This window comes from Scopulibacillus darangshiensis (assembly GCF_004341035.1).
Taxonomy (GTDB): Bacteria; Bacillota; Bacilli; order Bacillales; family Sporolactobacillaceae; genus Scopulibacillus; species Scopulibacillus darangshiensis.
This window is the reverse complement of record NZ_SLXK01000064.1, coordinates 1-15892: the sequence shown is the minus strand read 5'-3', so window position 1 is coordinate 15892 and position 15892 is coordinate 1. Positions and strand designations below refer to the sequence as shown.

The window sequence follows — 15892 nt, the reverse complement described above, 5'->3', positions numbered from 1 at the left end:
AGAGTATTATAAAGGAGTACATGGTCAGGAATATAAACTATCGGATATTCTCTAACCAAAAAAGGACCGGGCGGTTTTTGCCCGGTTTTTCTTAAAAATGATTTGTAATAATAAAATTTTGGAGTAAAATGAGACACGTATTCTATTGGGAGAGTGGTCGAAGGATATGTCAAAAGTTATTCATGAATTTAACGATATCATACGCAAACTTCGGAAAGACTGTTTTGGAAAGGGCCCTGAACGGATTCATACCATATTTGTTGAGAACATGGCAATCGCGAAGTTATATGGCAATTTAACCCCGACAGAACGGTTTATTGCATCAACGGACGAAGGGAAGGAAATCGTTCATTCAGCTAGAACGAAGATGATTCAAGATATGTATGCTGCCAGTCCTCCTGCGAACATGGAAGCATTAATCGGAGCTAAATTCGTTCATCTATTTTCAGACATGAAAATTGAAGAGGATCTAGCAGTTTCTGTGTTTATTTTTGATAAAAATATAACGTAAGAGGGAATGTGATATGAGACCAAGAGAAGCATACCGAGAAATTATTCATTTTTCCCGGGGAGAGTGTTCACTTAAAAAGGATCTCGTTGTGACAGAGTTTCCAATAACAGTTAAAATAAATGGTGAAGAATTTGTTACGATGGTTTGCACCCCTGAGTATATTGAGGACATGGTCATCGGCTATCTAGCGTCAGAAGGTGTCATAGAAAAGTATGAGGATATAAAAAAGATTTGGATACAGGAAAAAGAAGGATATATACACGTGGAAACGGTAAAGTTGAATCCTTATTACCAAACCTTTCAAAATAAACGTTATATTACCTCGTGCTGTGGCGCTAGCAGGCAAGGTTTTGTCTTTGTCAACGATGCTTTAACCGCCAAAAAAATGAAAGATATTAATATACGCATAACACCAGATGATTGTTTTCGACTAATGGATGAACTGCAGAGTTCTGCCCAAACCTTTAAGAAAACCGGTGGTGTCCATAACGCAGCTTTGTGTGATATAAATGGCGTTATCTTGAGCAGGATGGATATAGGCAGACATAATGCCTTAGACAAACTATATGGTTATGGCTTAAAAAATAGCATTCCAATTAAAGGAAAAATCATTGTATTTAGTGGTCGGATGTCATCAGAGATTTTACTAAAGGTGGCTAAAATCGGTTGTGAAATAGTGTTGTCAAAATCAGCTCCCACTGAGTTAGCTTTAAATCTAGCGGAAGGATTAGGCATGACGACAGTAGGGTTTATTCGCGGGGATTCATTTAATATTTATACAGGACCTGAACGTATTATTCATGCCGGAAAGGATAAGGTTTATGAAAACTAAAGTGTTAGACACACTCGAACGTCCCTTAAGGGATTTAAGGATATCGCTTACCGACCGATGTAATTTCAGGTGTCGTTATTGTATGCCAGAAGAGATTTTCGGTCCAGATTACTCATTTCTATCAGCAGATAAAATTCTTTCTTTTGATGAATTGGAACGGCTGACAAAAATCTTTGTGTCACTAGGTGTAAAAAAGGTGCGTATAACCGGCGGAGAGCCTTTATTGAGAAAGGATTTACCCTTGCTTATCGAACGGATTAACAATATTGAGGGTGTTCAGGATATTGCCATTACCACTAATGGATCGATGCTCAAAACATACGCTGAAGCGTTGTACAATGCCGGCCTTACCCGGGTAACTGTTAGTCTGGATTCTCTAGATGACGCCCGTTTTAGACAGCTAAACGGTAATAGAGGGAAGGTTAAACGGGTGTTAGATGGCATCCAGGCAGCGGCTGATGCGGGTTTAAAGGTTAAGGTCAACATGGTTGTTCAGAAAAGGAAGAATGAACAAGATATTCTTCCAATGGCAAAGTATTTTAAAGAAAAAAAGCATATTCTTCGTTTTATTGAATATATGGATGTGGGCAATTCAAACGGATGGAAAATGGAAGATGTGGTATCAAAAAAGGAAATTTTAGATAGAATTAACGCCCAAATGCCATTGAAACCCATTGATCCCAATTATACTGGGGAAGTAGCAACAAGGTTTCAATACGAAGACGATCAACAAGAAATTGGCATCATCTCATCCGTGACGGACTCTTTTTGTGCTAATTGCTCAAGAGCAAGGGTGTCTGCTGAAGGCAAGCTCTATACTTGTTTATTTGCAACCAAGGGTTTTGATCTGCGTAAACTTTTGCGGACAAGTGACGATGACCAAGTCGTAACGCAGAAAATTAGTGATATTTGGAATCACCGGACTGATCGCTATTCTGATGAACGAGCGAATCATGCACCACATAAAAAGTCTAAAGTGGAAATGTCACACATAGGAGGATAAAGCCTTCTGTACCACATGAAAGGAAGTGGACAGGCATGGAGGACCGCTATTCAAGGCAATATCTATTTAATAAAATTGGTAAACAGGGTCAGAATAAAATAGCAAACAAGCAAGTATTAATTGTTGGTGTGGGAGCGCTGGGAAGTTCTTCAGCAGAGGCATTGGTCAGGGCCGGGATTGGTAAGCTCACGGTGATTGATAGAGACTATGTTGAATGGAGTAATTTACAACGGCAACAGCTATATACTGAACAGGATGCTAGGAACCAGCTCCCAAAAGCGACGGCGGCTAAGCAGCGGTTAGAACAGATTAATTCCGATGTTCATATTCATGAAGTGGTCGCTGATGCGACGATTGAAACCCTTGAAAACCTATTAAATGATGTGGATCTTATCATTGATGCAACAGATAACTTTGATATACGGTTCGTATTAAATGACCTCACGCAGAAACATCGGATACCATGGATTTTTGGCTCATGTGTAGGAAGCTATGGTGCCACGTTCACAATTATCCCCAATAAAACACCTTGTCTTCATTGTTTATTAAAACAATTGCCAATGGGGGGAGCGACCTGTGACACAGTCGGGGTGATCAGTCCAACCGTGCAAATGGTTGCCAGTTATCAAGTAACGGAAGCTATGAAGATTCTTGTCGAGGATTTTGAGTCCCTCAGAGAAACATATTTATCCTTTGATTTATGGAATAACCAATATTACAACGTTAACATGGAAAAAATGAGGGGTGAAGGGTGTCCCTCGTGTGGAATACAGCCTAGTTATCCTTATTTGTCCTATGAAAATCAGACAAAAACTGAAGTGTTATGCGGCAGAGATACAGTTCAAATCAGACCCGCAAAGAGCATCCCCTACGATTTCGAACAACTCGAACAACAGCTTAAACGGCATGGAAAAATAAATAAGAATCCATATTTACTTTCCTGCCAATTACAAGATTATCGGCTTGTTGTGTTTAAAGATGGCCGTTCTTTTGTTCATGGCACTAATAGTATTCAAGAAGCCAAGAAAGTATATTATCGATATCTAGCATAAAAGGAGAAGACTGTGGAACATAAATTATTTGAAATTGTTGATCAGCCCATTAATATTGAGGAATTAAGACATAAGGTGGAAAGACGTGAGGCAGGGGCGATTACAACCTTTGTTGGTACGGTAAGAGAATTCACAGGTGAAAAGAAAACGCTGTATCTCGAATACCAGGCGTATCAGTCAATGGCTGAAAAAATGCTGGAACAAATCGGACATGAAATAAAGAAAAAGTGGCCAGAGGCGCAAGTAGCGATAACACATCGAGTGGGCAGATTAGAAATTATGGATGCGGCTGTGGTCATCGCAGTCTCCGCACCCCATCGAAAAACGGCATATGAGGCCAATGAATATGCGATTGAACGTATCAAAGAGATTGTTCCGATTTGGAAAAAGGAGTTCTGGGATGATGGCACTCAGTGGATCGGCAATCAGCTTGAGACGATCAATTATCCTGAAGGAAAACCTATAGAGAAAGGGGAATTCTAGTGATAAAAGTATTGTTTTTTGCAGGCATTAGAGAAGCGCTTGGCATTGATCAACTTGAATTAGAATTAGAGGGTATTCAGACTGTCCGGCAGTTAAAGGAGCAGATTCTAAAGGAACATCAGCTCCCCACACTTAAACAATCCATGACGGCAATAAATGAAAGTTTTGTAACGGATCAAGAAGAAATAAAAGAAGGTGACACAGTTGCCTTTATTCCACCTGTCAGCGGCGGCTGATTCTAGCCTGTTAAGGGGACATTAATTTTTGTTTGTGGAAAAGAGCGATATCATTTATACTTAATTTTAGAAACAATACCGTTGGCGCTTTGATAGTGTTTGTCATAGTTCCATCAGCTGTTTGAATGATGTTGGAATGGTATATTAGTACGAATTGCTAATTTATTACTCCTCTATAAGGTTCATTTGTCGTATGCGGCATCTGTCCTTGTAGAGGAGTTTTTACTTTTTAAAAAAATTTATTGGAGGCTGAAAATTGTCTTGGATCGTTTTGCATATCATTGGAATCATTGCGTATACAGCTAGTGGTGCGTTAGTAGCGATTGAATCAAAGTATTCTTTTATAGGCATATTTGTGTTGGGATTAACGACTTCTTTTGGCGGTGCCATTGTAAGAAATCTTATCATTGATGCTCCAGTTTCCGGGGTCTGGGAATCAAATACAATGGCGATCGTATTTGTAACCCTAACACTACTCGTATTTTTACCGCTAAAATGGGTTCATCATTGGAAAAGATGGGGTTTATTCCTTGATTCTATTGGTCTGGCGACTTTTGCATTACAAGGTGCACTATCAGCCAAGTATGCGCATGACCACTTAGGTTTGATCCTATTATCCGCTATGTTTACCGGACTCGGGGGAGGCATGATAAGAGATATACTGGCAGGCCGCAAACCCCTTGCTTTAAAAGAAGAAGTCCATGCGGTTTTAACGCTTATATGTGGACTATGTACTTGGATGGGCTGGATTCATCCGATTCAGCTTACCCTAGTTGTTTTCTGTATCGTGACGATACGCATGTTTGCTGTCAAATTTAATTGGAAATTACATCTTCCTTACTGTTTAGAAAAAAGGTTTAGAAATAATGATGTTAAGGCGGAGTCGTCATTAAAAAAATGATTGTGCATTATTAGAGTAATGGAAATATAGAAGAGCAAGGGCACTTGCTGGTGCAGGTGCTCTTATATTCCCATTAAAAATGGAAACCCCCTCTTTGAAGAAAAATATCTGATTAAAATTATCCCACTCTATCCTTTTATCCAAGAATTTATATAGCGATCCACCTTTACGTCTTTAGCTGATTTTAATAAATATGCCATATCCACTCGATTTGCATGAATACGGAACATCCTTTCAGCCCAATCATAATCCTGATTAAGCATAGGCTTGTGGGGATGTGATACAATAGCTGATTCTAATCGGTGAATGATAAGGTCTTCAACGCCTATGACAAATACTTTTCTATTACTAGGCAATAACAGCTCAACAATCTTGTTCATATCACCTTCCAAATAATTATCCGGTATCTCAATTGCCAATTCCAATTCCTTGTGATACCACACGCGGGTTTCCTTCTCAAACCCTAATGCGCTTAACAGATCATTAAATTGATCCCAACCGTCCGCTATGAGATCAATATCGTGTGTTGTATAGTGGCCGCGGGTATAGATTTCAACAGAAAGACCGCCGACAATAATGGGTTTTATGCCCCGAGGTTCAAAATACTCGGTTAACAGAGCAGAAAGTTCAAGCATTTTATCAAACTTTGGAAGTTTGGAAAGGGTCTTTATTTCATTGCGAATATCATTCACGGTAATCATAATATATAGACCTTTCTCCAATAACTTTTATTTTCCCGGTCTTAACCGCCTTTTCCCAGCTTGCAATAGCGAGTTGTGTCAGTGCCTCCGCTTCATCCCGACTTCTTGCACGGCTTCTTACTTTTCTTTCGCCATAACTGTTATTGCCAAAAATGATTTGATTCACTTCTTTACTCTTTTTGTCAATCTCCTGATTTAACGTTTCTAATTTAATTCTCATGGGTTTTCCTCCCAAAATATAAACCATTAATCTAATCTTATTTTAATTGAATCCATAAATCTATGCCACTTTTGACAGCAGGTTATTTCTTATGAGGAATTTCGTCAAATCTTCTTATTATATGATTATGCCAGAATAGAGCGTACATTGCGAAGAATGGTCATCATACAGTCTGAATCAATCTGAACATGATCAATGATTTTGACTTTTCGCTTTTTGACGTCCAAGCTTTTGAATTGATCCGTAAGAACAACTCCTGAAAACCTCTCCTTCAGTACCAAGGTCTATTTCTTCATGGCGAGGTGATTCTTTTTTAATTTGGGAAAGAAGGTGTATTCATCATTGGATGCCTTGGGTTTGGAGAGCGGATGAAAGTAAAATGTTATTGTTGGACGTCATTGAGATTTGTAGTTCATCTCCTTCCTCCAAATTAAGCCGCCTGATTATAGCACCCGGAATGCGGACAGCGTAACTATTTCTCCATTTACTAAGCTTCGCTGTTGTCACAGGATTCACATCCTTATGTTTATGATATGTCAATCATACCTCACCTTTCCGCCTTGTATTTCCATATGATATACATGGCTCAAGGTTTTGATTCCCTATATATTATTTCGATTCCATCGAAAGGGGCAATCTTAAATATTACCCCAGCTAATGCTGCTGTTAACTCCCAACCCATTGCGATTCATCTTTTCACCCTTCTCTGAAAAAGGGGTTGACAAAATATTGCCATGCATTAAAATTTGTTCTGTCTTTAGGAAATCATTCGGTAAAGGGGATCTATAATGAAAAGAATTGCAATAGATATGGATGAAGTTATTGCTGATTTTAATCTCAAACATTTATCGCTTTTTAACCGAGATTACAATGAAAATATTACGGTTGAAGATTTAAAAGGGAAAAAACTAAGAGAATTACGCCCTGATCTGAAAGAAGAAATAAGAAAATACTTAATTGAGCCTACTTTTTTTCGGGATTTGGCAGTCATGAAGGATAGTCAAGATGTTATTAAAGAATTAAGTGAGCACTACGAGATTTTCATAACGACAGCAGCAATGGAGTTTCCAACATCCTTTGCAGCCAAATATGAATGGTTAAAGGAACATTTTAATTTCTTAAGTGATATGAATTTTGTCTTTTGCGGTGATAAGAGCATTATTAACGCGGACTATCTGATTGACGATAATGTCAGGCATTTTAAGCGATTTTCTGGACAAGGCATCCTGTTCACATCTCCACACAACCTTTATGAAACAGGCTATGTTAGAGTCAACAACTGGCAAGAGGTAAGGGCTTATTTTCGCAAATAATTAAAGTTGGTATTTTCAAAAACCCTTCAGAATAATCTTCTTTTTTTATTGTTAAAATATTTCATTAAGCAAGAACTGAAATAGGGGGAGATTAATTTGTTCGATGGTAATTTTTTGGGGGCGGTTGTTTACATAATCCTCGTTATCAGAATGATGATGAAAATTGCCTTATTCCAGAATAGGGAAAGTATCCGTAATAAGGAAAGGGTCAATTAATGGTGAATATTTGTGGGAGAGAGGCACATATTACAAATATAGTTTTTTAAATACATCATGAAAATGATATGACCCATTAAACGTAAAATCATTAGGAGGATTCTTATGAGCTCGACGGGTTCAAATTACGCACCGCTGACGGCGACTGAATTAGGAACGCTGTGGATGGAATATCAGATGGACACGCTATCCATGAGGGTTTTAGAATACTTTATGGAAAAAGCGGAAGGTGAAGAATCGAGAACGATTTTTCAATCGGATTACAAAAATAAAGTCGAACATATAGAGGCTATCACAACTATTTTCCAAAATGAAAATGCAGTTCTTCCCATTGGCTATACAGAAAATGATGTCAATAAAGGCGTCCCTCGGCTCTGGGATGACAGTTTTGATATGATGTATACGCGCGTGATGGCAAAGGTTCAAATCGGATTTTATGCGCTGCATTCGAGCATGGCCTATCGTGAAGATATTAGAAGCTTAACCAAACGTTTTACGGCAGATGCACAGGAAACGTATGACCAGACGACGGCGTTTCTATTGGAAAAAGGTGTCCTTGCCCGTCCTCCATATGTTTCCATGCCTAAAGAGGTTGAATTTGTGGATGGTAAAGGTTATATGAGCGGATTTAATTTGTTATCGGACAAGCGAGCACTGAATACTGTTGAAATCGCGAATATTTATCAATCCATGGAATCAAATATATTGGGTGTTCAATTGATGGCTGGATTTGCCCAATCAGCCCAAGAAAAAGAAACAAAACAATATTTCACTAAAGGGATGGAACTTTCTAAGAAAGTCGTTAATACTTTAGGACAACTTTTGATGAACAGCGATATTCAGCCCCCTTCTACTTGGACAGGAAGAGCAACGGATTCTACACTCCCACCGTTTTCTGATAAATTAATGATGTATAACACTAGCCTATTAAGTACATTTGGTCTTGGCACTAACACTATAGGAGCGGCCTTTAGTTTGAGAACTGATTTACCTTTAAAAATGGCAAAGCTTGCCCAAGATATTTTTAACTTTTCGAAGGAAGGCGGGAAACTCATGGTGAACCATAATTGGATGGAAGAACCGCCTCAAGCAGAGGACCGAAATCAATTAATGAAATGATTCCCCAAGGAGGCTAATTAAAAAACAGAGATGGGTTATACATGGAGAAATTGTTGTGGAGCTTTGCGCTACCCGGATTTGGCCAATTTCTTAACGGTAAGTTTTTAAAAGGAATCGTGTTTTTGATCTTGGAGTTTGTAATCAATGTTCAATCCAATTTTAATGAAGTCATTAAAGTAAGTTTTCACGGTCAAATTGAAAAAGCCATTCATCAAACCCATTATGAATGGCTTATGTTTTACCCTTGTCTTTATTTTTTTGCGGCGTGGGACGCTTACCGGGACGATGGAAACGAGAAAAAGCCGTACTTATTTTTGCCTTTTGTTTTCGTGGCTTATTCAGTAACGGTAGGAGTTATCTATTCCCCTAGTTTAGAAATAATGGGCGTGCTGTTGGGGCCGGTTTGGTTACCGATTTTGTTTATTATTCCGGGGATTAGTGTGGGTGTACTGATTAGATATGTAGTTGTGAAATGTTTCAAAAAATAGGAGATAATCCTTTTCTTATTTCATCTCGATGGCTGATTTTGCTTGTTATTATATATAGCGATCTTAGGTAATAGGGTGCCTATTGTTAAGGACTTGTTTTTTGTGCTAGTTAACATAACCCTTGTTACAAAACGATTTCCCTTTAATTTAAGGGAAATCGGCTTTAATAATGTTTAAATTCTCTATTGTTATCACGTTTTTCTTGTAGTCATTTGCAACTCTCGTTTATCTTCTTCTCTACCCCTGGTAAGAAAAATCAATTTTAATATAATAGCCATCAGTATGATATAGATCAAATCCATAAATATGACCAACAAAATTGGATTTACATGAGTCATCATAGGAGCCATTACTCCCATCATCCCGCCCATCAATCCGGAGGACATCCCATCTACGATCGCAAATAAATTTATTGGTCTTCCAATAATATAGCCTAGCACAAGGCCAAATAAAAGCGCTACAAAGAAATGGTAATGAATTAAAAATGCAAGCGTTACCCCCATTGTTAGGCTGATCACGGTACTTAGTGACATCACCATAATATGCACATGAGAAATATCTAGGAATTTGTTGGCGTTACGGTAAATAAAAAATATCAATATGCCAGCAAGTATCAATATCAAACAAATGCTTAAAATCCCCATAACCATTGACATCATCCTTTCAGTGATAATAGACAAGTTTAGGTTAGATTCTGGAACAAAAGAGCTTTATTCACATCTAAAGATATGTTTTACTATAACAAAAGATAACATCATATTTGTCTAAAACTTTCTAATTATATTTAAAATAATGTTTTGATTTAAAAATACATCATGTTATAGTTTGGTGAAAATTAACAATAAAAAACTCTGAAAAAAGGCTACCTTTAAGGTAGCCTAAAACATATGATTATCCAATCCAACAATCAAATAGTTATCAAAGATAAACCGACTAATGGAAAGAATATGCCAAGTGCAATGATAATCACCGCAACCCCTTTCAGCAATTTAAAGTCATTTGGCAATGGAGGAGCCCCTAATTTACCTTTTGGCTTCCTTTTCCACTAAATGAGATAGCCGGTGGCAGTTTTCCTCATATACAGTTCAAAAATGGCATGGTGGTCCATCAGTAAAGATCTTTTTGCTTTATGATCATGATCCTTTGTCATGTGAAATTATCCGCCTGTTCCCTAAAACCAAAATTTGGCAAGTTATTTATGGTTTAAAATGGGAATGATGCAAGTAAAAAAGGACTGTTTTGGGCTTGGTCGGACTTATTCTTGCTGTTATCCTTTTTAATGGGTTGGCGTTTAAAACGAATCGCCGATTAACGGGGAATCACATCATTCATATATGGGCTTTCACGGTGGCTTTACAACTGCTTAGCGATACGTTTATTGATTTAAAATACCATGGTTATTGGTACTTTACGAGGGGCATTGATTGGCGGTCGATTCCTGCCCTGCTCGTGCTCATTCCGCCCGTCAATATGATGTTTATAAACTGGTATCCTTTTGGAAGACGGCTAATCGAGCGCATGAGGTATATTATTTATTGGGTTGTCTTTATCATGTCCTATGAGTTAATCACCTTGTTACCGGAACCCTGGGGTTACTTTCATTATGGCTGGTGGCGAATATGGTATGCGATAGTTGTCGACCCATTTCTGTTACTAGTGGTCCTAAACTATTATAAGTTCATATGTAAAATGGAAAAGGCTAAATAAACGATGTTACATGGTCAAGTTAGAAGCAGCTATTGAAGATTTTTAAATGAATGAATCCTTGTAGGGTAAATAAACCTACAAGGATTTTTTAATTATTATTGACAGAAACAGGGGAAAGGGATATAATCTGCATGCAAGTGGTTGCTTGCAAATTTGATTTTTAGCACATACAAATCCCAGGGAGGGGCATACATGTCTACTATATTTTTCGCGGATGCAATAGAAGGTGACAAGGAAGTCGGTTCAAAGGCATTACATTTAATGAAAATGAAAAAACAAGGTTTCCCGATTCCGAACGGATTTGTGATTCGGACGGATGCTTTTAAGCAATTTATCGAGGAAAATGAAATCGATTGGCAAGGGCAACATGTCAAGGAAAACATCATGAAGGGACATATGCCGCAAGCCATTGAAAAGGAACTGATAGATGCGTTTCACGAGACCCAAGCTTATTTTGACGCCGTTGCCGTTCGTTCTTCATCTGGTGCTGAGGATTTGGCAGGCGGTTCTTTTGCCGGCCAATATGAAACCTTTCTTAATGTTAAGACAGAACAAGAATTGACAGAAAAGGTCAAAGCGTGCTGGGCTTCCGCTTTTGCCGCGAGGGTACAACAGTATTCCGAACAAATGAAGGTTGACCTGGGCCAGTTCTCGATGGGTGTGGTCGTTCAAGGATTGGTTAAATCCGAGGTATCCGGTGTGATATTTAGCCAAAATCCGGTCACGAACCATCCTGACGAACTCATGATCAACGCAAGTTATGGATTGGGCGAGGCGATTGTTTCCGGTCTTGTGACCCCTGATACCTACACGGTTAACAAATTCACCTTTCATGCCAATAAGCAAAAGGGTTTTAAAGAGATGAAAATCGTATCCGATAGCGAAGGGACAAAGGAGATTGAAACGACGGAAGAGGAACAAAACCAATTTTGTTTATCGGACGATGAGATCAAGACGTTAACCGAGCTCACGCAGCGAATCGAGGGCTTTTATGGTTATCCCGTCGATCTGGAATTTGCGATCCAACAGGGGCACGTGTATATATTACAAGCGCGTCCGATCACGACTGTTCCAAAAACAAACAATGACCTTTCGGCTTTTCAAAAGTCGATCGAGTTAACCCGGGAAGATCGTAAGCAATTTTGGCTGTTGCTTGACACCGCTTTTCCGGAAGTCGCCAGTCCATTGTTTACATCATTTCTTTCCGCTTTTACCGACGGAATGAACAAGGCGTCGACCGATCTAAAAAGTCCGAACAGGCCCCAAATGAAAGCGAAGGTCTATCGCCATCACGTCTATACCCAACCGGTAATGAAGAGAAAGCCGAGCCAAAATCAGATACAAGAACACCAAGCGATGATGAAAGACTTGTACCCATCCTTGACAAAACGGATGTACCGCATGTTTGAAGAAACCTTATTCCCTATGTATAAAAGAATAGATGATCACACTCACAGGGAGCTCACATTAAATGAGGCGCGTTCTTTCATGGATGAACTGGAGGACATTTACGCTAAGGCTTACTATCTTCATTTTGACATTGTGATGCCCCAACTCGCCTTGATTAGCGAACTGGAAGACATGTACGAAAATCTGACCGGACAACCGGGTCAACATGTTCATGATTTATTGACTGGCGTCATGAACAAATCACTTGAAACCGATAGCAGGCTAGGGCAATTGGCTCTTCAAGTCCGCGAAAATCCGGAACTTCACAAGATTTTCAACGGACATGATGCACTGCAGCTTGAAAAGGTTTTGAATGAAACAAAGACAGGAAAAGCCTTTCTTGACGATGTACAGACATTCTTGAACGGATACGGATATCGGACAACAAAGGCCCACGACTTTATTGGTGAAACATGGGTGGAAAACCCGCTATATGCTTTGGGATTGATCCAAAACTTTGTCAATGATCATTACGACTTTGACAAGGCATTTCAACATCTGACTGAACAGAGAAAACAAAAGTTTGACCGGGTGATGGAAGAAGCGGTAGATGGTGAACTAAAAGAAACCTTCCGGCAATATTATGCTTGGGGTTTGGACGCGTCCGTGATTCGGGATGACCATCACTTTTACATCGATGAAATGCTTGACGCAAAATGCAGGTTGTTTCTATTAAAGGTCGGCGAACTTCTTAGGGACCATTATGTCATCTCCGACCGCGAAGATATTTTTTATTTATACCTTGATGAATTGAAAAAATTGTTGGAGAACCCTGCAAACGCAACATCCAAAATTGCGGCTAGAAAACAAGCCTATACAAAGGATGAACAGGCAGTGGTGCCACAGTATTTTGGGACACCTCCGAAAGGTAAAGGTCAGGAAATCGAAAAATATGCCGGCCCAATAGGTACAGATGAAAGCAACAATGATCGGACGATTGGCGGTTTGCCGGCTTCTTCCGGCACCTACTCCGGAACTGTCAAAGTCATTAAGAGAATAGATGAATTTTCAAAGTTGAAAAAAGGAGAGATTCTCGTTTGTAAGACGACAACGCCGACCTGGACAATATTATTTCAGAACGCCAAGGCGGTTATTACAGATAGTGGAGGGATCCTCTCCCACGCTGCGATCATCGCCCGGGAATTTCATATTCCCGCCGTTGTCGGCGTGCAGGTGGCTACAAAGACATTGAAAGACGGCGATGTTGTCACTGTTAATGGCAATAATGGAGTGGTGACCATTGAAAACGAATAGACATTTGGTCGTGTTCATCGTTTTAATCGGGGCAATGCTTGCCCCGATTAATTCTACGATGATTGCTGTCGGTTTGCCGATCATTGCTGATTCATTGCAACAATCTTTGGGGATGACGACCTGGGTTGTGACACTTTATCTCATTGCGATGGCTGTCGTACAACCGATTTCCGGACGCCTTGGCGACATTTTCGGCAGTTCAAAAATGTTCATCGGCGGACTAGGGCTGTTTTTGTTGGCTTCCGTCGGGTGCGCATTCAGTTTTAGCCTGTGGTGGCTGATTGTATGCCGGGTCTTGCAAGCATTGGGCGGTGCTTGTATGACACCGAATGTCAGCGCGTTGTTTCGCCGCATCACCCCGCCTGAACAGCTTGGAAAGGTATTTAGCTGGTTTGGTCTGGGAATGGGTGCCGGGGCCGCAATCGGGCCGATCCTAGGGTCGGTATTAATTCAGCTTTGGGGCTGGCGATCGATCTTTTGGGTGAATGTCCCTATCGGTTTGATTGCTCTCGTAACGGCTATTTTCTTTTTGCCGAAGTTTGAAACTGACCGGAGTCAATCGGTTGATGGATTGGGAGCCTTATATTTGGGGATCATCCTTTCGTTGTTCGTCCTCATTACTCAATCAGGTTTTCCATGGTATACGAATCTGATTTTATTGGTCATACTGGTGATAGCAACCTTTTTGTTTATCCGGCAAGAGAAAAGGCGAGACCAACCGCTGGTCGACTTTTCACTGTTCAAGCGATTGCCGTTTACCGGCGGAGATCTATCGATATTAATTAGCAATTGTATTATGTACAGCACGCTGCTCTCTGTCCCGTTTGTGCTTGAATCAGAATTAAACATTCCGGCCAAATCATCCGGATTCATTTTGTTTTTCTTTTCCCTTTCGATGTCTTTCTTCACATGGCTTGGCGGACAAAAGGCAGAAAAATGGGGGAAAAGAAGACTCGTCCTTTTGTCTTTTTCCATTTCCGGGCTGGCGTTAATCCTTTATATCGGTTTCTTTGCTTTTCATTCCTTGGCCTACGTGATTGTATCCCTTTTAATCGGAGGTCTCGGAGCCGGGATTGGTTTAACAGCGATTCAAGTTCTAACGCTAGAAGCTGTGCCAAAGCATGTTGCGGGCATTGCCTCGGGGATTAACATGACCTTTCGCTACATCGGAAGTATAATCGGGACAATGTTTCTCAGTGTATTATCGTACTCTGTCCCGTTGTTTATTGTTTTGATCTTATTTTCCATTATGGGCCTGTTCGTTGCCTACATCTTTTTTAAACCTTCCATCAGATTGGCTGGTGACCATGATTGACAAGTAAAACAGGTAAAAAAATCATTCAAGCAACCCTTGCCCTTATTCAGGAGAAGGGTTTCAAAGCCACAACGACAAGGATGATTGCCGAAAGGGCAGGGGTCAATGAAGTCACGTTATTCCGCCATTTCGGAAACAAGAAGGGCATTGTTGAAGCGGCCGTCGTTCAAGAATCAGAAACATCCTTTGATAAGCTGCAAGAGAAACTAGAAGGCCATTTAGAAAGGGATCTCATGACTCTTGGAGAATCCATTTTAAATTATCTCTTTGATAAAAAAGATCAAATCTCTATTGCTTTAAAAGAACCAAGTATTTTTTTAGGAGTAATGGATCAAATTGTCTCTAATCGTGAGCGACTAAAAAAGATTATAACTGATTATTTTACCGACATGAAAAACCGGCAACAGATAACAGACATCAATTGCGACGTCCAGGCTGAGATTTTCCTCTTAATGATCATGGGTTACTTTTTGAACATGATAAAATTTGGCGAACAGGTGACTGCTATTGATCGAAGCACCTTTTTACAACATAGCGTCACAACCTTTATTCAAGGGATCGGAAGATGAGTTAAGAATGTATTAGCTGATGCTGACATTCGGGCTGTTTATTTTAGCCCTTATGACATATGGATAAAACGACAAAAAATAGACCTCCTTGGATTAGCAACCCAGGTGAGGTCTATTTTTGACATAGCCGACGCCGACCCCTTTGAAGGGTCCGTCTTATAGGCAGAAATGTTATTTATACAACCTGCAAACACTTAGCCATTCGCCGTAAGGCTTCTTTAACCACACTCTTCGGACAGCCTAAATTCATTCTGATGAATCCTTCCCCGTCAGCGATAAAATCATTGCCGTCTTCAAGTGCCACTCTGCCTTTTTACCAATTTCAGTAGTAAGGGCTTGAATAAAATGACCATTTAGAAGAATGACGCGCCTTATTGATAAACTGGCTGAAAAGGATGTTCCAACATATAAAACTAATAAGATAATAATAACTCAAACTTCGCACCTTAATAAACTAGTGTATCCCTAGTGTTTCTAAGTTTTGTCAACGTTGAAAAATGTTCCTTGACAAAGAGTCTAAAAA

The 15892-nt window shown here is 39.7% G+C and carries 18 protein-coding genes; 14 read left to right on the top strand and 4 right to left on the bottom strand.

Annotated features, from left to right (window positions below):
- Nucleotides 1–166 precede the first annotated feature (166 nt).
- From EV207_RS21860 to EV207_RS21830, 7 genes are all read left to right on the top strand, one after another.
- Nucleotides 167–511, top strand: coding sequence for a Na-translocating system protein MpsC family protein (locus EV207_RS21860; protein ID WP_132748443.1), 345 nt, complete (start codon nt 167–169; stop codon nt 509–511).
- A gap of 13 nt (nt 512–524) precedes the next feature.
- Nucleotides 525–1343 carry a formate dehydrogenase accessory sulfurtransferase FdhD gene (fdhD, locus tag EV207_RS21855; protein WP_132748441.1) on the top strand — a complete coding sequence of 273 codons (819 nt, stop codon included), beginning with the start codon at nt 525–527 and terminating at the stop codon, nt 1341–1343.
- Entirely contained in the window at nt 1333–2346 is a 1014-nt protein-coding gene (gene moaA / locus EV207_RS21850) for a GTP 3',8-cyclase MoaA (RefSeq protein WP_243647206.1), read from the top strand. The genes fdhD and moaA overlap by 11 nt, the downstream gene beginning before the upstream one ends.
- A 35-nt stretch (nt 2347–2381) precedes the next feature.
- Nucleotides 2382–3398: a thiazole biosynthesis adenylyltransferase ThiF gene (locus tag EV207_RS21845; protein ID WP_132748437.1), complete on the top strand. Its 1017-nt coding sequence runs from the start codon at nt 2382–2384 to the stop codon at nt 3396–3398.
- A 12-nt stretch (nt 3399–3410) separates the two neighbouring features.
- Complete coding sequence (locus tag EV207_RS21840; protein ID WP_132748435.1) at nt 3411–3881, top strand: molybdenum cofactor biosynthesis protein MoaE; 471 nt, start codon at nt 3411–3413, stop codon at nt 3879–3881.
- A complete protein-coding gene (moaD, locus tag EV207_RS21835; protein WP_132748433.1) occupies nt 3881–4117 on the top strand; it encodes a molybdopterin converting factor subunit 1 in 237 nt (78 codons plus the stop codon). The genes EV207_RS21840 and moaD overlap by 1 nt, the downstream gene beginning before the upstream one ends.
- A 256-nt stretch (nt 4118–4373) precedes the next feature.
- Complete coding sequence (locus EV207_RS21830; RefSeq protein WP_132748431.1) at nt 4374–5018, top strand: trimeric intracellular cation channel family protein; 645 nt, start codon at nt 4374–4376, stop codon at nt 5016–5018.
- Between the two features lie 128 nt (nt 5019–5146).
- On the opposite strand, the gene EV207_RS21825 is transcribed toward EV207_RS21830, so the two are convergent.
- The 3 genes from EV207_RS21825 to EV207_RS23595 form a co-directional block, all read right to left on the bottom strand.
- A complete protein-coding gene (locus EV207_RS21825) occupies nt 5147–5719 on the bottom strand; it encodes a hypothetical protein (protein WP_132748429.1) in 573 nt (190 codons plus the stop codon).
- On the bottom strand, nt 5703–5939 hold the full coding sequence (locus tag EV207_RS21820; RefSeq protein ID WP_132748428.1) for a hypothetical protein: 237 nt from the start codon (nt 5937–5939) through the stop codon (nt 5703–5705). The genes EV207_RS21825 and EV207_RS21820 overlap by 17 nt, the downstream gene beginning before the upstream one ends.
- 339 nt (nt 5940–6278) lie before the next feature.
- Complete coding sequence (locus EV207_RS23595; RefSeq protein ID WP_243647205.1) at nt 6279–6479, bottom strand: AbrB/MazE/SpoVT family DNA-binding domain-containing protein; 201 nt, start codon at nt 6477–6479, stop codon at nt 6279–6281.
- A 248-nt stretch (nt 6480–6727) separates the two neighbouring features.
- Between EV207_RS23595 and EV207_RS21810 the strand changes: the two genes are divergently transcribed.
- The 3 genes from EV207_RS21810 to EV207_RS21800 all read left to right on the top strand — a co-directional run bounded on the left by EV207_RS21810 (nt 6728) and on the right by EV207_RS21800 (nt 9075).
- On the top strand, nt 6728–7252 hold the full coding sequence (locus tag EV207_RS21810) for a 5' nucleotidase, NT5C type (protein WP_132748426.1): 525 nt from the start codon (nt 6728–6730) through the stop codon (nt 7250–7252).
- Nucleotides 7253–7573: 321 nt separating this feature from the next.
- Nucleotides 7574–8587 (top strand): DUF3231 family protein, encoded by a 1014-nt coding sequence (locus EV207_RS21805; RefSeq protein ID WP_132748424.1) that lies wholly within the window; start codon nt 7574–7576, stop codon nt 8585–8587.
- 41 nt (nt 8588–8628) lie between these two features.
- On the top strand, nt 8629–9075 hold the full coding sequence (locus EV207_RS21800; protein WP_132748422.1) for a hypothetical protein: 447 nt from the start codon (nt 8629–8631) through the stop codon (nt 9073–9075).
- Nucleotides 9076–9266: 191 nt separating this feature from the next.
- Here EV207_RS21800 and EV207_RS21795 read toward each other — a convergent pair whose 3' ends face one another.
- Nucleotides 9267–9725: a hypothetical protein gene (locus EV207_RS21795; RefSeq protein WP_132748420.1), complete on the bottom strand. Its 459-nt coding sequence runs from the start codon at nt 9723–9725 to the stop codon at nt 9267–9269.
- A 595-nt stretch (nt 9726–10320) separates the two neighbouring features.
- On the opposite strand from EV207_RS21795, the gene EV207_RS21790 reads away from it, so the two are divergent.
- The 4 genes from EV207_RS21790 (at nt 10321) to EV207_RS21775 (ending at nt 15369) form a co-directional block, all read left to right on the top strand.
- The gene (locus tag EV207_RS21790) at nt 10321–10782 is read left to right on the top strand and encodes a hypothetical protein (RefSeq protein WP_132748418.1); all 462 of its coding nucleotides are present in this window, start codon (nt 10321–10323) and stop codon (nt 10780–10782) included.
- A gap of 192 nt (nt 10783–10974) precedes the next feature.
- Nucleotides 10975–13485, top strand: coding sequence for a PEP/pyruvate-binding domain-containing protein (locus EV207_RS21785; protein ID WP_132748416.1), 2511 nt, complete (start codon nt 10975–10977; stop codon nt 13483–13485).
- A complete protein-coding gene (locus EV207_RS21780; protein ID WP_132748414.1) occupies nt 13472–14800 on the top strand; it encodes an MFS transporter in 1329 nt (442 codons plus the stop codon). Before EV207_RS21785 ends, EV207_RS21780 begins: the two co-directional genes overlap by 14 nt.
- Complete coding sequence (locus tag EV207_RS21775) at nt 14797–15369, top strand: TetR/AcrR family transcriptional regulator (RefSeq protein WP_132748412.1); 573 nt, start codon at nt 14797–14799, stop codon at nt 15367–15369. Before EV207_RS21780 ends, EV207_RS21775 begins: the two co-directional genes overlap by 4 nt.
- Nucleotides 15370–15892: the final 523 nt, after the last annotated feature.